Annotated in this window: 20 protein-coding genes; 10 read left to right on the top strand and 10 right to left on the bottom strand. The window is 40.1% G+C overall.

Going from position 1 to position 19,311, the window contains the following annotated elements; all coding sequences use genetic code 11:
• Nucleotides 1-13 precede the first annotated feature (13 nt).
• The 5 genes from ACFRAK_RS19015 to ACFRAK_RS18995 all read left to right on the top strand — a co-directional run bounded on the left by ACFRAK_RS19015 (nt 14) and on the right by ACFRAK_RS18995 (nt 5,017).
• Nucleotides 14-1,078: a C45 family autoproteolytic acyltransferase/hydrolase gene (locus tag ACFRAK_RS19015; protein WP_387705239.1), complete on the top strand. Its 1,065-nt coding sequence runs from the start codon at nt 14-16 to the stop codon at nt 1,076-1,078.
• Nucleotides 1,079-1,287: 209 nt separating this feature from the next.
• Nucleotides 1,288-1,578, top strand: a complete 291-nt coding sequence (locus tag ACFRAK_RS19010; RefSeq protein WP_034305497.1) for a DUF3817 domain-containing protein — start codon at nt 1,288-1,290, stop codon at nt 1,576-1,578.
• Nucleotides 1,579-1,984: 406 nt separating this feature from the next.
• The gene (locus tag ACFRAK_RS19005) at nt 1,985-2,752 is read left to right on the top strand and encodes an ABC transporter ATP-binding protein (protein WP_394572248.1); all 768 of its coding nucleotides are present in this window, start codon (nt 1,985-1,987) and stop codon (nt 2,750-2,752) included.
• A complete protein-coding gene (locus tag ACFRAK_RS19000) occupies nt 2,739-4,658 on the top strand; it encodes an FtsX-like permease family protein (protein ID WP_394572246.1) in 1,920 nt (639 codons plus the stop codon). The genes ACFRAK_RS19005 and ACFRAK_RS19000 overlap by 14 nt, the downstream gene beginning before the upstream one ends.
• Nucleotides 4,655-5,017 (top strand): YxeA family protein, encoded by a 363-nt coding sequence (locus ACFRAK_RS18995; RefSeq protein WP_394572245.1) that lies wholly within the window; start codon nt 4,655-4,657, stop codon nt 5,015-5,017. The genes ACFRAK_RS19000 and ACFRAK_RS18995 overlap by 4 nt, the downstream gene beginning before the upstream one ends.
• A gap of 59 nt (nt 5,018-5,076) precedes the next feature.
• Here ACFRAK_RS18995 and ACFRAK_RS18990 read toward each other — a convergent pair whose 3' ends face one another.
• Both ACFRAK_RS18990 and ACFRAK_RS18985 read right to left on the bottom strand, forming a co-directional pair.
• On the bottom strand, nt 5,077-6,477 hold the full coding sequence (locus ACFRAK_RS18990) for a sensor histidine kinase (protein WP_394572244.1): 1,401 nt from the start codon (nt 6,475-6,477) through the stop codon (nt 5,077-5,079).
• Nucleotides 6,474-7,184 carry a response regulator transcription factor gene (locus ACFRAK_RS18985; protein WP_387604591.1) on the bottom strand — a complete coding sequence of 237 codons (711 nt, stop codon included), beginning with the start codon at nt 7,182-7,184 and terminating at the stop codon, nt 6,474-6,476. The genes ACFRAK_RS18990 and ACFRAK_RS18985 overlap by 4 nt, the downstream gene beginning before the upstream one ends.
• A gap of 373 nt (nt 7,185-7,557) precedes the next feature.
• Here ACFRAK_RS18985 and ACFRAK_RS18980 point away from each other — a divergent pair, with 373 nt between their 5' ends.
• Nucleotides 7,558-8,733 (top strand): MFS transporter, encoded by a 1,176-nt coding sequence (locus ACFRAK_RS18980; protein WP_387604589.1) that lies wholly within the window; start codon nt 7,558-7,560, stop codon nt 8,731-8,733.
• 72 nt (nt 8,734-8,805) lie between these two features.
• Here the strand turns inward: ACFRAK_RS18980 and ACFRAK_RS18975 are convergent, their stop codons facing one another.
• The 5 genes from ACFRAK_RS18975 to ACFRAK_RS18955 all read right to left on the bottom strand — a co-directional run bounded on the left by ACFRAK_RS18975 (nt 8,806) and on the right by ACFRAK_RS18955 (nt 12,987).
• Nucleotides 8,806-9,543: an amino acid ABC transporter ATP-binding protein gene (locus ACFRAK_RS18975; RefSeq protein WP_260287888.1), complete on the bottom strand. Its 738-nt coding sequence runs from the start codon at nt 9,541-9,543 to the stop codon at nt 8,806-8,808.
• 29 nt (nt 9,544-9,572) lie between these two features.
• Nucleotides 9,573-10,277 (bottom strand): amino acid ABC transporter permease, encoded by a 705-nt coding sequence (locus ACFRAK_RS18970; RefSeq protein WP_328176745.1) that lies wholly within the window; start codon nt 10,275-10,277, stop codon nt 9,573-9,575.
• A complete protein-coding gene (locus ACFRAK_RS18965; protein ID WP_387604587.1) occupies nt 10,261-11,085 on the bottom strand; it encodes an amino acid ABC transporter substrate-binding protein in 825 nt (274 codons plus the stop codon). Before ACFRAK_RS18965 ends, ACFRAK_RS18970 begins: the two co-directional genes overlap by 17 nt.
• A 310-nt stretch (nt 11,086-11,395) precedes the next feature.
• The gene (locus ACFRAK_RS18960; RefSeq protein WP_387604585.1) at nt 11,396-11,845 is read right to left on the bottom strand and encodes a hypothetical protein; all 450 of its coding nucleotides are present in this window, start codon (nt 11,843-11,845) and stop codon (nt 11,396-11,398) included.
• A 269-nt stretch (nt 11,846-12,114) separates the two neighbouring features.
• A complete protein-coding gene (locus ACFRAK_RS18955; RefSeq protein WP_394572243.1) occupies nt 12,115-12,987 on the bottom strand; it encodes a hypothetical protein in 873 nt (290 codons plus the stop codon).
• 83 nt (nt 12,988-13,070) lie between these two features.
• Between ACFRAK_RS18955 and ACFRAK_RS18950 the strand changes: the two genes are divergently transcribed.
• Nucleotides 13,071-13,193 carry a hypothetical protein gene (locus tag ACFRAK_RS18950; RefSeq protein ID WP_394572242.1) on the top strand — a complete coding sequence of 41 codons (123 nt, stop codon included), beginning with the start codon at nt 13,071-13,073 and terminating at the stop codon, nt 13,191-13,193.
• 20 nt (nt 13,194-13,213) lie between these two features.
• Here ACFRAK_RS18950 and ACFRAK_RS18945 read toward each other — a convergent pair whose 3' ends face one another.
• The 3 genes from ACFRAK_RS18945 to ACFRAK_RS18935 form a co-directional block, all read right to left on the bottom strand.
• Complete coding sequence (locus ACFRAK_RS18945) at nt 13,214-13,798, bottom strand: YjgB family protein (protein WP_394572241.1); 585 nt, start codon at nt 13,796-13,798, stop codon at nt 13,214-13,216.
• 349 nt (nt 13,799-14,147) lie between these two features.
• Nucleotides 14,148-14,618 carry a DinB family protein gene (locus ACFRAK_RS18940; RefSeq protein ID WP_387604579.1) on the bottom strand — a complete coding sequence of 157 codons (471 nt, stop codon included), beginning with the start codon at nt 14,616-14,618 and terminating at the stop codon, nt 14,148-14,150.
• 467 nt (nt 14,619-15,085) lie between these two features.
• Nucleotides 15,086-15,496, bottom strand: coding sequence for a GNAT family N-acetyltransferase (locus ACFRAK_RS18935; RefSeq protein WP_387705226.1), 411 nt, complete (start codon nt 15,494-15,496; stop codon nt 15,086-15,088).
• A gap of 569 nt (nt 15,497-16,065) precedes the next feature.
• Here ACFRAK_RS18935 and ACFRAK_RS18930 point away from each other — a divergent pair.
• From ACFRAK_RS18930 to ACFRAK_RS18920, 3 genes are all read left to right on the top strand, one after another.
• Nucleotides 16,066-16,956: a TIGR01777 family oxidoreductase gene (locus ACFRAK_RS18930; RefSeq protein WP_387604575.1), complete on the top strand. Its 891-nt coding sequence runs from the start codon at nt 16,066-16,068 to the stop codon at nt 16,954-16,956.
• A gap of 62 nt (nt 16,957-17,018) precedes the next feature.
• On the top strand, nt 17,019-18,212 hold the full coding sequence (locus ACFRAK_RS18925) for an LL-diaminopimelate aminotransferase (RefSeq protein ID WP_387604573.1): 1,194 nt from the start codon (nt 17,019-17,021) through the stop codon (nt 18,210-18,212).
• Nucleotides 18,213-18,961: 749 nt separating this feature from the next.
• On the top strand, nt 18,962-19,234 hold the full coding sequence (locus ACFRAK_RS18920; RefSeq protein ID WP_387705224.1) for a phage holin: 273 nt from the start codon (nt 18,962-18,964) through the stop codon (nt 19,232-19,234).
• Nucleotides 19,235-19,311 lie beyond the last annotated feature (77 nt).

Below are 19,311 nucleotides of genomic sequence, written 5' to 3'. Positions count from 1 at the left end.
TGAGGGATATGCCGTGAAGCAAATATATAGTGATGTCATACAATTTCGGGGTACACATTATGAGTTTGGATACATGCAAGGGGAGGAATTAAGAGATTCACTAACGGTAAAAAATCGTGAAGATCAGTGGAAGATCAGGCAGCCGCGGTTTACGGTTGAGGAAGAAGAGGTCAAGAAAGCAATTATACAATTCTCTCCTGGAGTTTGGGAAGAATTACTGGGGTTGCAGGAAGCGTTGAAATGGCCAATTGACCGCGTGCTGCAAGAATTCGGTGGATACCGATTGGATTATGTTCGGTCGGGCTGCTCCATCATGACTGGCGATGATTATCTCATTCGCAATTATGATTACCACCCAAAGACATATGAAGGACGCTATGTTTTATTCCAGCCAACCGATCAAGGGTATGCAAGCATCGGCCCGAGTCAGCGAGGGACTGGCCGGATGGATGGAATGAATGAAAAAGGTGTGGTGATAGGCTATAATTTCATGAATCGCAAGAACCCTGGTGATGGTTTCATTTGCTGCATGATTGGCAGATTGATTGTTGAATCTTGTGCAAACGTACAGGAAGCGGTCGAGATGTTGAAGGAAATCCCGCATCGTCATTCCTTCACTTACGTCGTCTATGATAAAAGCGGAAGTACCTATATCGTTGAAACCTCTCCAAGAAATGTAGAGGTGCGCACGTCAAATGCCTGTACCAATCACTTTGAAATCATGAAACAAGAAAATCGTCACCATCTTATCGATTCGAAACGCCGATTGGAGATCATCCAAGATCATGAAGGGAGACTTTCATCTGCCTACGATGCTTTCAGGTTGTTTAATGATACCAATCAAGGTGTCTTCTCGGATTTATATAGCAGCTGGGCGGGAACTATTCATACTTCCGCTTATTTACCTAAGGAGATGAAAGCTTGGATTGCCTTGGGAGGGAACCAGGAGCCGACTTCAATAGATTTTGCGAAATGGCTAGAAGGGGAAAATGTTGAGCTAGAACGAATCAGAGGTGTGGTTGATACGGATATTCCCTTCGTGCATATGGATGAGGGAGCGAATTGGTTTCGGGATTGAGCGTATTGAAGTGGAATTGAACTTACTTTCTTAAAAGGCCCAATCCTTGGATTGGGCTTCTATTGTTGTTCTATTTTAAGGAAAAACTGGTACTATTTATTAGTGGGTGTCACAGTAATATAATATGATAGAGTAACAGATTTTGGATTAGAGATAAGAAGTTGAAGTTTGTTTATTTGCCGTACTTGTACAAATAAGGGGATGTGCGAATGTTTTCTACAGCTATTGGATGGTTTCGGTTTATAACAATAATTGAGGGAATCTCATATGTTTTATTGCTTGCCATTGGCATGCCCATTAAGTACATATTGGATATTGGGGAAGCAACACTCATTTTAGGCAGCATCCATGGTTTCTTATTTGTCGTGTTTGGGCTCTTATTACTTTATGTGAGCATCATATCAAAATGGTCCTTTTTAAAAATGGCGATGATTTTCATCGTTTCATTCATCCCATTTGGGAATTTTGTAATCGATCGCAGGCTATTGAAGCAAAGTTAAATGATAAAGAACCATGCCCTAATACTTTTACTTTTGAAAAATCCATAAAAAAACGTCTTTCTATTTGGCTCTTTTCGTAAAGATTGTTGTTTTTAAAACGAAACGATTTAAGGTTGATTGGAGCGCAAGTGCGAGACTCCTGCGGGAGCAGCGGGACAGGTGAGACACCACAGGCGTTTACGCCGAGGAGGCTCACCGCCCGTCCCGCGGAAAGCGAGCATCTGGAGGGGAAATCAACCACACCGCATTACTTGTTAAATCGCAACAAAGTATGCGAAAACAGCCTTCTATTTAAATGGAAGGCGTTTTTTTTATGGATTTAAGCTTGCTGTAAGGTTGGGACAAAGATGCTGTAAGAATGAGCATGTAAAGTATGAGTATCAACAATATTGAAGAGGTGAAACAAATGGAACCATTATTAAAAGTGGAAAATATAAAAAAAACATATGGTAAATCAAGCGCTGCCTACACAGCGTTGGAAAATATATCTTTTGACATTCATGAAGGGGAGTTTGTTGGGATCATGGGACCTTCTGGAGCGGGGAAATCGACGTTGCTCAATATGTTGGCAACCATTGATTCGCCGACTGAAGGGGAAATTTTCATGAATGACACGAGCATTCACGATATGAAAGGGACAGACTTAACGGATTTCAGACGTGATAATCTTGGTTTCATCTTCCAGGATTACAATTTGCTCGACTCATTGACTGTGAAGGAAAATATATTATTACCACTGGCTATTGCGAAAGTTCCAGCGAAAGAAATTACTAACTTGGTGAATCGTATTGCTAAAGTATTTGGGATTGAAGCTTTATTAGCTAAATACCCTTACCAAATCTCCGGTGGGCAAAAGCAAAGAACGGCTGCTGCAAGAGCGCTTGTGACAGAGCCTGCATTGATCCTGGCTGATGAGCCAACAGGTGCACTTGATTCAAAATCAGCAACAGGCCTTCTGGAAAGCTTAAGTGAACTAAATGAAAAAAATAATTCGACCATCATGTTGGTGACACATGATGCATATGCCGCAAGCTTCTGCCGGCGGATCATTTTCATCAAAGATGGAACGCTTTCTACAGAAATTTATCGTCGTGGCCAATCACGTAAAGCTTTCTTCCAAGAAATTATGGATGTCCTTGCAACAATTGGAGGTGAGGTAGATGACGTTATTTAGTCTGGCGAGGAAAAATATTGCCCGGAACCTCTCCCAATATTTTATATATATCGCATCCATGGTATTTAGCATTATCATCTACTTTACATTTGTAACATTAAAATATAGCGATACAGTTGCAGAACAAACGGCTTCATCACAGAAATTAGATTCATTGATGAGTGGTGCGGCAGTCATCCTGATTTTCTTCGTTGCCATTTTTATTGCCTATTCCAATTCATTCTTTATGAAAAGGCGTAAAAAAGAAGTGGCATTATATGCAATGCTTGGCGTACGTAATCGTCAGATTGGTTTTATGCTTTTCTTTGAAAACCTATTGCTAGGTTTGGTTTCATTGGTTGTGGGGATTTTACTTGGATTTCTTTGTTCAAAAGGGTTCATGACGATTTTGATCTATTTAATGGGCTATGATGTCATGGCACCATTTACATTTTCGGGATCTGCAGCTTTGAACACCTCTATCGTATTTCTTATGATTTTCTTGGTGACATCATTCCAGGGCTATCGTTTGATCTATCAATTTAAACTAATTGATCTCTTCCATGCATCGAAAAAGGGGGAAGCTGCACCGAAGCCATCGATGATTGTAGCCTTTCTGGGAATTTTCCTGATTGTCATGGGCTATTGGTTGGCGATGCAAGATATTTTTACTTCTAAAGTATGGGAAAAGGTCGGCTTTTTAATGACAGCACTCATTATTTTGACAACGGTTATTGCCGGTACGTTTTTATTGTTTCATAGCGTGACGGGCTTTGTTTTGACCTTGGTTAAGAAAAATGAAAAATGGCTATGGAAAGGCCTGCATCTGATGACGATTTCGCAACTGCTATATCGCATACGGGGGAATGCACGTACATTGACTGTAATTGCGGTGTTAAGTGCTACAACGGTAACGGCTGGCGGTGCGGTTTATGGTCTTTATTATAACGCGAATGACCAAGTCATGACCGTTGATCCGAATACCTTCATGTATCAGCAAACGGATGCAAAAAGCGATCATCAAGTCAGCACAGTATTGCCAAATACAAAGTATGATGAAAATGTCGAAGCACTATCTGTCACATTTAATACGAAAGAATTAAATAATGGATCGGCATTCGATAGCTCGGATAAAAGGGTTTACACGCTAATCGATGAAAGAACATATAACAAATTAGCAGAAGTGCAAGGCAAGGAAGCACTGCATGTGAATAATGAAAAAGCAGTCATTTTAGATATTGGATATGACAAAAGATTCTCACCTGAATACAAGGACAAGACCATCAGGACAGAAAACAACACGGCAATCACATTCCAAAGCTTTAAAACACAAACCGTTTTAAATGCCGGAACAGCAGGCATTGCAGTGGTCGTATCGAATGAGCAGTTTAAATTATTGCAAAAAGAAGGGGAAGCGCTAAAATATCGTGTCATCGGTGTTGATCAAGCTTCCACGGATTTATCGGAAAAAATTGCAACACAAGTGCCAGAAGAAGCGCTATTTTCCAGTGCCCCTCAAGATTTCCAAACAAGCATCGAAAGTGTCGGCTCATTGCTCTTTATCGGAAGTTTTCTTGGTCTGGTTTTTTTAGCAGCAACAGGCAGTATCATTTACTTTAAAGTTCTAACGGAAGCAGAGGAAGATAAAGCACAATACAATATGCTTCATAAATTGGGCGTTAACGCAAAAGAAATGCGGAAATCCATTGCATCACAAGTGCTTGTAATCTTTTTCGTTCCACTGGCAGTGGGGTTATTACACAGTGCGGTTGCTTTAAAAGCCTTCTCGGGCTTATTGATGATGAATCTAGCAAAACCTGTGATGATCTGGATGGTCGCTTATACGGTTATTTACGGTATGTATTATATCTTAACGGCAGCTTCCTACAATCGTATTATCATACAAAATAATAAAACAGAAGGATGATCGAAGTGAAGAAATTTCTTATGGTAGTTGGCATTATGTTTATACTTGGAGCCGCAGGAGTCATCGCGCTTACTAAAATCGACTTCAACCGCATGAATGCGGACAATTATTATTTGCAAATTACAGAGGATGGGGTACAACATGAAACCAAACTGGATGATGGTTCGGTGATGACGTACTATTCTTATAAACTTGACGCTAAAAATGCAGATGGTGATACGATTCCGCTTGAATTCACGGCACAAAAAAATCTTCGAAAAGATGCTTACTTAAAGATGTACGTGAAAAATGGTGATGAAGTTTCGTCATATGATGAAGTGAAATTCGAAGACATTCCAAAAAAGGCACAAACAGAATAAATAGGAAAGAAGGGCTGCCTTGAAGTTGAGGACAGCCCTTTTCTCTGCATGAAAAATACTTATAAAAGTATCGTGATCGTGGTTCCTTTATTTTCAATGCTAGTCAAATCTATTTTACCTTTATGAGCCAAGATGATGTCCCTTGCAATGGCCATTCCTAAACCGGTCCCATGTGTACTTGCAGTATTCGTACCTCGATAGTAGCGTTCAAAAACCTGTTCTAAATCTTTGGAGGGAATACCGCGGCCATTATCGGCAATGGTAATTTGGGTATGCAGTTCTGATTGTGGACCAATATCATCAATTTGTATTTTAACAACGACATTTTCCTCGTTATGTACGAGTGCGTTATAGATAAGGTTAAAAATCGCCCGTTTCAGTAATTTTTTATCCACTTTATGTGTTGCTTTGTCCACATTTGCCACGAACTCAACCTGTTGATCTCCAAATTGTGAATCATTTAAAAGCTCGATCGTCATTTCTCTTATGAACCCAACGATATCAACATCTTCAAATTGCAAAGGAAGTCGTTGGTTGCGCAAACGCATCGTTAAATTCAGATCATCCAATAAATCTTTCATATAAAAAGACTGTCTATTAATAATGGATGTAAACTCATACAATTCCTGTGGAGTTAATGCAGTGGCGTTATCTTTCATCAATTCTGTATAACCATGGATGGAAGCAAGTGGTGTCTTCATGTCATGAGAAATATTGCTAATCCATTCCTCACGCATTTGGTCTAGTTGATCACGTTCTTTCTCATACTGATCCAACTTCGCCGATAGTTCATTCATATTGTGAAATACATCTTCATAAACGCCTTTTGGAATGCTCATTTTTTTAAAGCGCCGCTCCCGAAGCTGCTGAATTCCTTCTATTAATATGTTCAGCGGACTCGTTAATTTTTTTCCAAATAAGAATCCAATGACTAATGCAATGATGATATCCACGATTAAAAATATTACTAGCAAGATGTTAAAGTTCTTAAAAACCTTTTCATAATCATAGGTTATTACATAGCGGCCAATTTTCTGTTCCTTAACTCCTACAAAATAGCTGAAATTATGGGCTTCACCGACAAAAACAGTCGTCTCTGCATCAATTTCCTTATACTTATACATTTGGACGATTTCAACGGGAGAATATACGGTTTGCAATTTTTGAGGTGTATAAAAGGCTGCAACTTGTTCACCCTCATCATTCAAAAATTGTATCCAGGCGTTATTGTTCCGCAGTTTTTCCAACCCTTCTTCATTTACGATCGGTTTGTTATCTATTAGTTCCACATATTGTGAAAATGTTCTGCTAAAGTTTTCAGCAGAAACTTCTTTCGCTTCGAAATTATGCATGGCTCGATAAATGAGAAGGGATAAAAGTAAAATGGTATTTACGATCCCTACGATTACAACAATTGTCACAACGGATCCTAAAAAGCGCCGTGTCAATTTCCACTTCATTTTGTTTCACCCTTGGTTTGTAATTTATAACCAAGCCCTTTAACGGTTATTAAAAAAGAAGGCTTTGAAGGGTCATTCTCGATTTTTTCGCGTAAACGACGAATATGTACCATTACTGTATTATCAGAGCCAAAGAAATCATCGCCCCACACATGTTCAAATAAAGTTTCCTTGCTCAAAATCTGATTCGGGTGATGCATAAAACAGCTCATCAGTCCGATTTCTTTAGCTGTGAGCTCAAGCGTTTTGCCATCCTTTTTCACTTCATTTTCATTTGCACTAAGCTCAAATGGACCAACTTGCCGTTTTTTCGGAACGGCCTTTTCCTCTGAAAAGCCCGCACGCCTCAGATGCGCCTTTACTCGATATGCCACTTCTTTCGGACTGAATGGTTTGGTAATATAATCATCCCCGCCAATCGCCAACCCTAGAAGCTTATCAATTTCCTCATCCTTTGCCGACAAAAATAAAATGGGTACATTCGACACTTCACGAATTTGCTTGCATAAATCATAGCCTTCACCATCAGGCAGCATAATATCAAGCAAAACCAGTGATGGATCGAACTCCTGAAACTTTGCCCACCCATCCGCAATCGTCCCCGCCGTAACAATATTCGGGATACCTTCTTTATGTAAAACTGTCTCCATGAGACGTGCCAAATCTTCTTCATCGTCAATAATTAAAATCCACTGATCATTCGACATTCTGCTACCTCCCAAACATCAATCATACCCTACAGTATAGAGTACCCTTAAAGAAAAAATAAGGGGAGGAAAAATATTTAACGAACTCATTCATTATTTTCACGAAACAAAGTGGAAAAAACGTAAGTGCCATTACCTGAAATTCACTGTGAATTTCAGGATTCTGATGCCTGTCTTTATTTGGTTAAGGCAGTTTCGGAAAGAAGAGCATACTTCATACTGATTTGGTAAAGGTTGTATGATAAACTGTTTAAAGTATTGTCAGGAAGATTATGCTGAGTAATATGATTAAGGAATTCGTTGCTGTTCTTTTGACCCAAACCTTTAAATATAAGTATGCAGCGAATGTGGAAGAATAAAAGGAGAAAAAATAATGGAAACAAAAAAGGTGTTACCCGTTCTTTTTTTAGTGATGTTTTTAGTCATGGTCGGATTTGGGATCATCATTCCCGTCATTCCGTTCCTTGCCGAAAAGGTTGGTGGCAGTCCTGCTGAGCTTGGTCTTTTAATGGCTGTTTATTCATTAATGCAATTATTTTTTGCCCCGATGTGGGGACGTATATCTGACCGGATAGGACGGAAGCCTGTCATGATTATCGGGATTGCTGGATTGGCCCTTTCGTTTTTCATCATGGCCTCGGCAGATTCCTTATGGATATTATTTGTAGCCAGAATCATTGGCGGGATATTGTCATCGGCAAACATGCCAACCGCCATGGCGTATGTGGCTGATATTACGACGCCGGAAGATCGGGGAAAAGGGATGGGAATAATCGGGGCCGCTACAGGGCTTGGATTCATCTTTGGACCTGCGATTGGCGGGGTATTCTCCAAATCAAGTTTGAACTTACCGTTCTACATTGCAGGAATATCATCTTTGATTACTTTATTCTTAGTGATTGCGATACTAAAGGAATCACATACGGTTGAAAAGAGGGCCCAACAGTCAATTAATAAAGAGTCCATGTGGAAAGCTTTTAAAGGACCACTTAAAACCATGTTCTTTCTGCAAATGATCGTCACCCTTTCAATGGCAGGACTTGAAACGACTTTTGCCTATTTTGCAGCCAAAAAGGCTGATATAAGTCTTGTACAATTAGGCTATATCTTTATGATCATGGGGTTTGGCAGTGCGATCGTTCAAGGTGGATTGGTGGGTAGGATGACAAAGAAATATGGGGAAGGCGCGGTTATCCGAATGGGAATCATCCTGTCGGCAATTGGTTTCATTCTCATCCTGTTCTCTTCTGGTTTTTGGACATCGGCGATCTTCCTGACTATATTCGGATTGGGTAATGGGTTCATCCGGCCGGCAATTTCGGCACTGCTGACCAAAAGTTCCATGACCGGCCATGGCAGTGTCACTGGCCTGCTATCTTCCTTCGACTCGTTCGGCAGGATTGCGGGTCCCCCGATAGGCGGTTGGTTATTTTCAATTTCGATTGAATTACCTTTTATATCCGGTGCAATCCTTTCCGTTTTTGCTTTGCTTCTTTTTCAGTTATACCATGCACGGAAACAGACTGAGCAGGTCCAAGTATCTCATTAGTTTAATGATATGCAAAACCCCCATTTCCAAAAATGGGGGGAGTCGTGAGCGGTGCTTGAATAGCACCGTTTTTTATTGAATCATATTGAGGAATTTACGTGTACGCGCTTCTTTAGGATTTGTGAAAATTTGCTCGGGTGTTCCCCGCTCCATAATTTTTCCTTCATCCATGAAAATGACTTCGTCGGCGACTTCACGGGCGAAACGCATTTCATGGGTAACCACGATCATTGTCATTCCTTCTTCTTTCGCCAGGTCTTTCATGACCTGTAGCACGTCCCCGACTAGTTCGGGGTCTAAAGCGGACGTGGGTTCATCGAATAGCATGACTTTAGGCTCCATAGCCAGGGCCCTAGCAATTCCGACTCGTTGCTGCTGTCCGCCGGACAATTGAAATGGATAAAAATCGATTTTTTCACCTAAGCCCACTTTTGTAAGCAAGGCAGCTGCCGTTTCTTTCGCTTGATGTTTGGCTATATTTTTTACAATGATGGGGCCTTCCATTACATTTTCCAATGCTGTTTTATGGGGGAAGAGGTTATAGCTTTGGAAAACCATCCCTGTCAAACTGCGAAAAGATGTAATTGAATTTTTTTTAACGGGTTTTTTGAAGTCCATTACGGTTTCATCGATTTCAATCGTCCCGTCCGTGGGTACTTCAAGGAGATTCAAACACCGAAGAAAGGTTGTTTTACCTGAACCCGAAGGACCGATCAATACAATGACTTTACCTTGCTCCACTTCCAAATCGATGCCCTTTAATACGTCAAGGTCACCAAATGATTTATGAAGATTCTTAATGTTGATCATTTTAAAATCTCCTTTAACTACTGCGGTTCTTATTTTGCTACATAACGATTAAGTCTGTCCTCTAAACTTCCTTGAATGAAAGATAGAATGGTACACAAAATCCAATATAAAGCAGCTGCTTCCATGTAAAGTAGTAGAAATTCATAGTTTTTTGCAGCGATTTCCTGGGCTTTACGGAATAATTCCGTTACAAGAATGAGTGATGCAAGCGATGTATCTTTTAAAAGGCTAATGAACGTATTGGATAATGGGGGAATGGATACCCGGGCCGCTTGCGGCAAAATGATGCGCTTTAAAGCTTGGGTATATGTCATTCCGATTGAATAGCCTGCTTCCCATTGCCCTTTTGGTATCGATAAAATGGCTGCTCGTATAATTTCCGAAGCATATGCTCCTACATTTAAAGAGAATCCTATAATAGCCGATATGAAAGGATCGATGGTTACACCTAAATTTGGAAGTCCATAGAAAATAATAAATAATTGCACAAGTAAAGGTGTCCCGCGGATGATTGACACATATACACGCGCAATTATTTGAAGAATTCTCATGGAAGATAATCTAGCCAATGCTGTGAGTACAGCTAGAATAAGGCCGAGAACGAATGTGATCAATGTTAGTGGAATCGTATATTGAATAGCTCCCTCTATCATTGGATAGAGGGAGGTTTGAGCGATGGAAACAAGCTGGTTCATACGCTCGGGGTCGGTGAAAATATTACTTAGGAGAAACATCTTCACCAAACCATTTATCCGAGATTTTCGCGTACGTGCCGTCGTCTTTCATTGCTTTAAGTGCTTTATTTACTTCTTCCACTAATTTGCCGCTGTCTTTTCTGAACATTAAACCACTGGTGACTCCGCTTTCTTCCTCATCAGCGACTTTGATAGGTGCATCCGGATGTTGCTTTTTATAATCAAGGTACGATAATTTGTCATTGATCGTGGCATCTACACGTTTAGAGCCAATAAGCTGTACGGCTTGAGAAAATCCTTCAATGCCTGTAACTTCAGCACCATGTGATTTGGCTAGATCATTGTAATTACTCGTTAAAGATTGTGCAGAGGTCTTGCCTTTCAAATCATCGAATGATTTAATATCCGAATTATCTTTGTGTACAAGCAATACAGCCCTTGATTGAATATATGGGTCAGAGAAATCATATTTCTTTTGACGGTCTTCATCGATGCCCACTTGGTTTGCGATCATATCAAAACGTTTAGCATCCAAGCCTGCAAACATGCCGTCCCATTGTGTTTCCTTGAATTCAGCTTTCACACCAAGGCGTTTTGCCACTTCTTTAGCAATTTCAACATCAAACCCCGTTAGTTTATCTGAATCATCGTGGAATGTGAAAGGAGGGTATGTACCTTCAGTTCCAACAGTTAATACGCCATCTTTTTTGACTTTATCATATAGACTTTCTTGTGATGAAGATTTATTGTCGGTATCGTTTGCCTCATTTTTGGTATTGGTACCACAAGCGGTAAGTACGACCGTGAAAGCTAACAATAGCGATAAAAGTGTAACCATTTTTTTCATTTCGGTAAACCTCCTAGTAATCTGATAGGGATTGATACTCTGTGATACTATACAAGAAAAGGAAAAAAGTCAATGAAAATAACTTACATCATTATTGTTAATGAAACTTGGTGAATTATACGGATTTTCGCGCATTGAAGTGAAATAATACTAAAAGAAAGATGTATCGTTATCCGAAAAAGGATTTTAAAGAAAGGGAAGTGATCATTAAGAATCCAAGGGACAAAAGGCCCCTCATCCACGTGATTATCAGCTAAGTGGAAAAGGGGTTTTTTTGGCCATCGAGAACTATTGCAAGATTGTTTTTAGCTTAGTGTTTATCATGATTCCTATCCTCTACGCTGACGAATATAGGGTTCGAATAGAACCAAAGGTCTTTATAGTTACGTTTGTTTATTTCCGAAAAACGCGTTTCGTTATCCTCGATTTCAGTCTTTTTATCGATCAGCGGTTCCCCGTCCATCGTTTCTCCAGAGACATTTTCCCCTAGGTTCGTGCCTCGCAAACGGAAATATTGATCCTTATTCGCTTTGACTTTGTAAGTGATGGTATGAAAACCATCGCGATCAGTTTTCCAGTTTTTACTTGTAAAGCGTTTAACCACTTTTGTCGTATCATTGGTGGCTTTATTATAAGCAGGTGTTCCAGGAACTGCTTTCCCGGTTACTTCCCCCGAAATTAGGTCCACGTGATCCACTTTGACGGGGTCCCCGTTGTTGTTCTTTTGGTTGCTCTTAAATCGGATGGTGATCTTGACCATCTGAGACCCTCCTTTACCTTAAGGTCCCCGCCCATTTCAACCGTGTTGTTCCCGTTTTCAGCTTGGAAATTAAGGGCATCGATCAAGTCACCAAAAACGGAGAAGGATTTCCCAGATCGCATGCCGTCAAGGACGGATTTTATTGATGAGCCATTTACCCATGTAAAATTCTTGGAATATTCTCCTGGCCAGTAACCGCTGGAGTATAGGCGATTTTCACTGATTTCGAAATGGGAGTCTGAATTGGAAAAATTCCAGAACTTACGACCTTACCCAAGAAGCGCATCCCATGCATCTCCTACCTTAGCAAGCATGTAATCGGATCCGCCATAGGTCCGGTTTTCCGGTGTTGTCAGATTTAAACCGCCTCTATCTGGCTCCATCTGGTTACCTGGCATACCTTCAAATCCGAATATGACATCCGGGGCGATATTGTTGAAGTCACGAAAATCAGATATGTTGTACACCCTTTTTCTTGATGGGTGGTTCAATATGGCATAACTTGTATGCTTATAATTTTTCTCAAGCCATGCCAATGCTGTTCGGGCATCCTCGGATGTCTTATTGGATGTTTGATCCTGTGCTTTCCAGACGGCTACATCCTTAGAATCAAACATCTTTTCATCCTGGTTGGTAAACAGATATTCGAACTGATTGCCGGCTTTCAGACTTTTAGGTGAGCCCGGCTGATCTCCCAAAATACCTATGCCGACATGCTCGTATGTAGGCATATCCCATTCGAAGCCTGAAAAGATGACTTTATTTTTAAACTTGCCCTCTTTTTGCAATTGTTCCATTTTCGGGGCTTGATATTGAATGATTCCTTCAGACAGCGGTATCGGTCCGCCTGGAATCAATTGTCCCTGATCATCTCTTGAAGACATCCTTAAGTGGTCGGAAATTCCCATCCAATCCATGCCATACTTATCAAATGCGTTATTTAGCAAGCTTTCAAGGCTCTGTGATCCCTCGTCATCATCTGACTGAGTGGTATGGGCATGATATTCCCCCTTCATCCATCTGCCTCCCGGATTAGTCGGATTGTCTTTTGCATCTTTTGCAGCACCCGCGACCGGTAGACCATGAAAAAGGATGGCTATGCTTAGAACCGATACTGTGAAAGCCCTGAACTTATTAATCATCTTACCGACAATCTCCATATATTGAAAGAATATTGAACAAGCTAATTTTATTGTAAAAATATTAAGAATCTTTTGGGGTGGGTATGGTTTTTGTAAATGGAAAGACCGGTTCTGGTAACAGTGGTTTGGAAATTGAAAGGGAAGAAGGAGAAGGGCTCGAAACAAAAAAGGTTGTAGAGAAAATTTTCGTTCTCTACAACCTGTAACGACTATTTTGCCGTAAATATTATTTAGCTTGTAGTAGATTGATATGATCTACAGTTTGATCTTCACCGACAATGAATTGCAGTTCATAATTTCCTGTCTTGTAAATGTAGTTGATTTCATTCGTACTGGAAATATGGCGTATTTCGTCAGCACTGCCAAGTTGTTTTCCTAAAACTTTGGGTGTGATGCTTCCTAGATTATGGTCCCGTTCTACATTTGTCCCAAAATATCGGATTTGTGAGATGGTCTTGTCATCGTTATAGGCAAATGCAAATCCCGGATGCCCCATTTCTGCATGGTAATAGTCAAAAGTTTCTGTGTTACCTGGTTCAGGGGGAGAACCAAATGTATCATATACTTCTTTTTGGGTGTTTTCATTAATTTTCAAACCCATGGCAGTATAAGGCATTTCTCCTGAAAAAGCTTTGTTGTAGATTTCATGTAAGGTGGTAAGAGCGTGTTCCTTAGCTATGGCAGAAGCGGAATCCATTGTGGATGCAGCCTCAACCGGTTCTGTTGAAAACGATGCACCTGCCCCTAATAGAGAACCGGTTAGAATAACGGAGCTAACCATTCTGGCCGCTGTTTTTTTTGATAACATCATTTCTTATCCCTCCTTATCATTACTTTTCCACAATTTCCTAGCATGAAACATTTTCTTGGTAATCGATTGGAATGTTTGAAAATGGTGTTGCATCATGAAATATCGTTGGGTTGTCTGCTAAGGAGACTATTTGAAACACGCTCCCCGGAGGTTTCATCATGTAAAAAATTTCATCATGTAAAAATATAGGACTGCTTTTCTTCCACATTTAGAGAATATATAAAAAATCATAGATTTGACTATGACAAAGCATCTTTGAATTCAGGTTATAGGTCAATAGGGGATGTTTATGCAGTCAAAAATAAAAAGGTGTTTCACCATGATGAAACACCCTTTGAAAATGATGTGGTTAATCCCAAACGTTAATTCTAGGAACTCCAGCAGTTCTTAAGTAGTCTAATAATTGACCAGTATGTACAGTCTCATGATAAGCGATTCTTAACAACATGTCTCCTAAACCCCTGATATATCCAATATCGGAGCGGTCGATTTTAATATTGGATAAGTCATCCTCGCTGAAGGACATGATTGTTTCCAAAAAGTCACGCCTGTATGGTTCGGCAAAGTTCAATTCCGCTTCAACAGAGGTAAGTGGCTGTTTTTCAAATGGTGATTCATAAACTTGTAGGCTACCTTGATTTTTAATGGATAAATGATAGTAATGCTCACTATCAAGGACATGTCTAACCATTTCTAAACAGCTCATTCCTTTATCGTCCGGTTTCCAATGAAGTGTGCTTTTAGGTATTGATGTCCATAGTTTAATGTTTCTTCTTCTGACCTCTTCCAGATTTAAGATGATTAGTTCTATCGATTTCATAATTATCTCCCCTTTTAGCAGGTATATTTCAACTATACACGAATGGATGTTGAGAATATGGGGTAATTTTGAAAATATAGAAAAAGTGTTAATCTTTGGTTATCTTTCTATTATGTAAAGAATCACTCCTGTTTAATTCAATCAGGACCAGTTTATTTTCCTGGTTTCCTTTTATATGGGAGCTCTAAAATAGAAGCAGCCTGGAGAGGGATTAAATCAAGGATCAGGGTTTTAAAAAATACAGGGGAAATGCCTATGAATTCGTGTAGAATTCCCAGGCGATTTCATTCCCTAGTTGTTCCTTTGCGTGGGGATACATGGTTCATATATCCGTAAAACCTTAGTATCCCTTGTTAGGGTTAGTATGAGACAGAGAAGTCCAGTTAAGAAGGGGGAAACAAATAATGAATGATTCGTATTAGATGTGCTCTGTATTACAAGATTCTAATAGGTGGCAGGAGACTTTTTTAAATTAAGGATTGAATTAGAATGTCATCATGATAAATTAAAACCGGTTTAAATCCAAGGGCTTTAAACTTTTGTAATGCTTCTGGGTTGTTTTTGTTCACAAAACCGGACACTACAAGAATCCCTTTTTTTCTCACATAAGTTACTAATTCGGGTAAAAGGGATTGCAGAATTCCTTTTCCTCTATATTTCTTGTCAAGTACTACATAATTAATATGAGCCACTTTATATAAGTAAAGATTATAACAAAGAAACCCCACTACTTTACCTTTATCATTACAAACTACGAGTACCTTATGTGCCTTTTGCAATATTTCATTCACTTTATTAGGCGAAACCTGAAAATTACTTACCGTAATATCCGTTAATTTCTTGATATCTTTTTTAGGTTTCCATTCTCGAAAATACATCATGATTTCTCCTTTAGCTCTATTAGATATAACAGTTATTCACCAGAAATATATAGCTTGTACATGTGGAAAAATAATAAAAATATTTGAAATAAGTAATAATGTTTTATTAAGATGGAATTCCTTTAGAATAATTCCAAATGAATTCCATCTTAATCTCAAAAAAGCAATCTCTTAACCCCTTTTAAATTTAACCTTCTTGTTAGAAGTGGGTTGTATGATGGAAGTAGGTTCCTTGATGGAAGTACCTGTATTATTGTTTAAAAAATTATTTAAGATTCTTCTCATTGCTGACCTACGGCTATTTTCACTTCCGGAACTGCCAGTTCTTCTTAGTCTTTTGTTTGACACTGAATTCATCCCCTTTGTTTTATAAATTTCCACATTACTAATTTATGTGTAATATTCCTTTTTGCTTGGACAAGTTCACCAATTGTTGCACGCGTATGTAATTTATTCGTAATACCAATTAATGTAATTAGGTGATATACTTGTGAAGTAATTCACAAAAAAGGTTGAAACTGGTTATAGCTCGGCCTATTCACTCTAAAAGAAAGCGGGTTGGTTATATGCTGAAGAAAGCGGTTTTAGCTGGCGGGACTGGTTTTGTCGGTCAATTCTTTGAAAAGCATTTCAGGAATTTGGGATATGAAGTAAGGATCATCTCCAGGCAAACCCCGTATACTGGCTGGGAAGATAAAGAAGGAGTAAGGGAAACGATCGATAATTCGGATATGTTAATCAATCTAGCAGGAAAAACGGTCAATTGCCGCTACAATGCCAAGAATAAGAAGGAAATATTGGATTCACGGACTGATACGACTGAAGTGCTGGGTAAGGCGATTGAACAATGTGAAAATCCTCCTTCATTATGGATAAATTCAAGTACGGCAACGATATACAGGCATGCTGAAGATAAAGCAATGACGGAGGGGGATGGTGTAATTGGTTCAGGCTTTTCTGTAGATGTTGCGAAAGCCTGGGAGCGCTCATTTTTCGATTTCCGATTACCCAAGACGAGACAAATTGCTTTACGGATCGCCATTGTATTGGGCGATGGGGGAGTGATGACCCCATATAGGAATTTGGTTAAATTCGGACTGGGAGGCCATCAAGGATCGGGAAATCAGAAATTCAGTTGGATACATATAGAAGATTTATTTAACATTGTCCTTTTTCTGAGAAAGAATCAGGAGTTGAGCGGGGTGTTCAATTGTTCATCGCCTCATCCAGTTACAAATCGTGAACTGATGGCTCATTTGAGAAAGCTCATGAATATTAGGATAGGATTGCCCTGTCCAACACCCATGCTTGAAATGGGGGCTTTCTTTATGGGGACCGAAACGGAATTGATATTAAAAAGCCGGTGGGTCAAACCTGAGAGGTTGGAAAAGGCGGGGTATGCATTTAAATTCCTTCATCTTGATGAGGCTCTGGAACAGATACTGATGAATTCTTAAAATATTGGAGATTGATTGCTATAATGATAGATAGAAAATCATTAAGAGAGGGGAATCGTAGAATGAATATGACTCCATCTGAAAAAGTCGGAAGATTCACAACAGGAATATTTTCAGAGTTGGCGACCCGCAAGCAGGATGCGATGAAAAGAGGGGTGGATGTTATCGATTTGAGTGTGGGAAGTCCGGATTTACCACCGCCTGATTTTGTAGTGGATACGCTTGTGAAATATGTGCAGGATCCCAATTCTTACGGGTATACGTTAAAAGGTACGCCTGAATTCAATGAGGCAGTCCGTTATTTTTATCGGATGCGTTATGGAGTGGAGCTGGAAGCAGAAAGGGAAGTCCTCCAACTGATGGGATCGCAGGATGGCCTTGCACATTTGGCAACGGCGATGATAAACCCTGGAGATTATGTGCTGGTGCCAGATCCAGGATATCCAATTTATGAAGCGAGTGTAGAGCTTGCCGGCGGAATCATTCATCCGATGCCGCTTACTGCCGCAAATGGATTCCTGCCGCAGCTCAACCTTATTCCTGATGAAATAGTGAAAAAGACCAAAATGATGATCATCAGTTATCCGGGAAATCCTGTCACCGCCCTTGCTGATGAAGCTTTCTTTTCGGAAGTCATATCGTTTGCGAAAAAGAACGAGATCATGGTGGTTCACGATTTTGCTTATTCAGAGTTGATTTTTGATGATCATCCGCAAATTAGTTTTATGTCAATTCCTGGTGCCAAGGAAGTGGGGATTGAATTTAACTCACTTTCCAAAACTTTTAATATGGCGGGCTGCCGCATCGGGTATGCGGTGGGCAATCGGGAGGCGCTGAACATACTGGGAACGTTGAAATCACACATCGATTATGGGGTTTTTTATCCAATCCAAAAAGCTGCCGAGATGGCGCTAACCTCCAATCTTTCGCTGCTATCAGAACAGGTTAAGGAATACCAGTCCCGGCGTGATGCCTTGATATCAGGTCTTGCGGAAGGGGGATGGCATGTGCCGAAAACCTCAGCTACCATGTTTATTTGGGCCCAAATTCCAGCTGGCTGGAAATCACGTGATTTTTCCTATGCATTGATTGAAAAAGCAGGGGTTACGGTCGTCCCAGGCGATGCTTTTGGGAAGCAGGGTGAAGGGTATGTCCGGATGGCCTTGGTCCAGCCTGCCGAGAGATTGAAAGAGGCTGCTGAACGGATCAAATTGTTTTTGGGGGAAAAATTGGAGTGTGAAAAATCTAGCATTTAATATATTCAGGTTTTAAGAACGCTCGATCACGGATCGGACGTTCTTTTTTTTATTCTCTCCCGCGTAATCACTTTCCTTTCCTTTATTTAAAATGATAGGCAAAAAAGTTTGCGAACGCTGCCGGAATAATGCCCCGCCGATATGCCCTGATCCTGAAAAATCCAGGGCATATGCCGCAATTCATTCTCATACCTTTTCATGCTGATATTCGAAAGATGGTGTTCCTATATCAGGTTAAATTCAATTTGATATGGAGATAAAATCCAATTTGTGGTTGCGAAATGGATATCCGCAGGCTTGCCGATTACCTGATATTTTTAAACCGGGCAAATGGTAGGAGAGTTCGAAAAAGACAAATTGGCTCAGTAGTATAAACGGTTTTGGCTGGCAGAGGACTTGCCCCGGGTATCCATTCCGGGGGAGATTGATAGAAATGGTTTGCGGACTGTGACTACCAATTTACCTATAGAGGCAGAAGATTATTTTTAAAAGGAAGAAATCAACTTGCACGCTGAGGAGGTTGTCACTTACTTGTTAAAGTGAGGAGCACTCTAGTGTTTATAAAAAACTACTCTGAAGTTTAAGAGAAGGTCCATCCTCGGATGGGCTTTTTTATGTTTATGGGAAACTAGCGTGATAGATTATGAATGGAATTTCCGAAAGTAAGATGGACAAGCCGCATAATATATAGCAAGACCGTAACCCTCTTAAATGAAGTGGGCTTAATATGATAGAGAGGGGGAAAAGCAATGATCAACTGGAAAGTGCGTCTTAAGAATCCTACGTTTATTATCACGGTACTCCTTCCTGGGCTTTTAATATTGGCGCAGATGATTGCCGCGTTCATAAACAATTTAATTACCCCTATAGGCTTTACCATTACTGATGATGCATTGAACGGGGCTTTAGGCATCATTAACTTCATAGCACTTACATTCTTCGGGGGCGGCGGTGTGGTCGATCATACAACTAAAGGTCTAAGCGACAGTGAAATTGCCCGCCAATACAAGGAACCTAAGTAATGGACACTATCCTTTCATCTATTGAAGAGTGGAATAAACCAGATAACACCGTACTAGCTACACAACGGAGTTATCTG

The sequence above is a fragment of the Peribacillus sp. NPDC056705 genome (assembly GCF_043656335.1).
This window is presented reverse-complemented; position numbering and strand designations above follow the sequence as displayed.

Bases quoted from the DNA above. Each gene is read 5' to 3' on its own strand.
- ACFRAK_RS19010 (WP_034305497.1), top strand. From the start codon at position 1,288: ATGTTTTCTACAGCTATTGGATGGTTTCGGTTTATAACAATAATTGAG.
- ACFRAK_RS19005 (WP_394572248.1), top strand. From the start codon at position 1,985: ATGGAACCATTATTAAAAGTGGAAAATATAAAAAAAACATATGGTAAA.
- ACFRAK_RS19000 (WP_394572246.1), top strand. From the start codon at position 2,739: ATGACGTTATTTAGTCTGGCGAGGAAAAATATTGCCCGGAACCTCTCC.
- ACFRAK_RS18995 (WP_394572245.1), top strand. From the start codon at position 4,655: ATGATCGAAGTGAAGAAATTTCTTATGGTAGTTGGCATTATGTTTATA.
- ACFRAK_RS18990 (WP_394572244.1), bottom strand. From the start codon at position 6,477: ATGAAGTGGAAATTGACACGGCGCTTTTTAGGATCCGTTGTGACAATT.
- ACFRAK_RS18985 (WP_387604591.1), bottom strand. From the start codon at position 7,184: ATGTCGAATGATCAGTGGATTTTAATTATTGACGATGAAGAAGATTTG.
- ACFRAK_RS18980 (WP_387604589.1), top strand. From the start codon at position 7,558: ATGGAAACAAAAAAGGTGTTACCCGTTCTTTTTTTAGTGATGTTTTTA.
- ACFRAK_RS18975 (WP_260287888.1), bottom strand. From the start codon at position 9,543: ATGATCAACATTAAGAATCTTCATAAATCATTTGGTGACCTTGACGTA.
- ACFRAK_RS18970 (WP_328176745.1), bottom strand. From the start codon at position 10,277: ATGTTTCTCCTAAGTAATATTTTCACCGACCCCGAGCGTATGAACCAG.
- ACFRAK_RS18965 (WP_387604587.1), bottom strand. From the start codon at position 11,085: ATGAAAAAAATGGTTACACTTTTATCGCTATTGTTAGCTTTCACGGTC.
- ACFRAK_RS18960 (WP_387604585.1), bottom strand. From the start codon at position 11,845: ATGGTCAAGATCACCATCCGATTTAAGAGCAACCAAAAGAACAACAAC.
- ACFRAK_RS18955 (WP_394572243.1), bottom strand. From the start codon at position 12,987: ATGATTAATAAGTTCAGGGCTTTCACAGTATCGGTTCTAAGCATAGCC.
- ACFRAK_RS18950 (WP_394572242.1), top strand. From the start codon at position 13,071: ATGGTTTTTGTAAATGGAAAGACCGGTTCTGGTAACAGTGGTTTGGAA.
- ACFRAK_RS18945 (WP_394572241.1), bottom strand. From the start codon at position 13,798: ATGATGTTATCAAAAAAAACAGCGGCCAGAATGGTTAGCTCCGTTATT.
- ACFRAK_RS18940 (WP_387604579.1), bottom strand. From the start codon at position 14,618: ATGAAATCGATAGAACTAATCATCTTAAATCTGGAAGAGGTCAGAAGA.
- ACFRAK_RS18935 (WP_387705226.1), bottom strand. From the start codon at position 15,496: ATGTATTTTCGAGAATGGAAACCTAAAAAAGATATCAAGAAATTAACG.
- ACFRAK_RS18930 (WP_387604575.1), top strand. From the start codon at position 16,066: ATGCTGAAGAAAGCGGTTTTAGCTGGCGGGACTGGTTTTGTCGGTCAA.
- ACFRAK_RS18925 (WP_387604573.1), top strand. From the start codon at position 17,019: ATGAATATGACTCCATCTGAAAAAGTCGGAAGATTCACAACAGGAATA.
- ACFRAK_RS18920 (WP_387705224.1), top strand. From the start codon at position 18,962: ATGATCAACTGGAAAGTGCGTCTTAAGAATCCTACGTTTATTATCACG.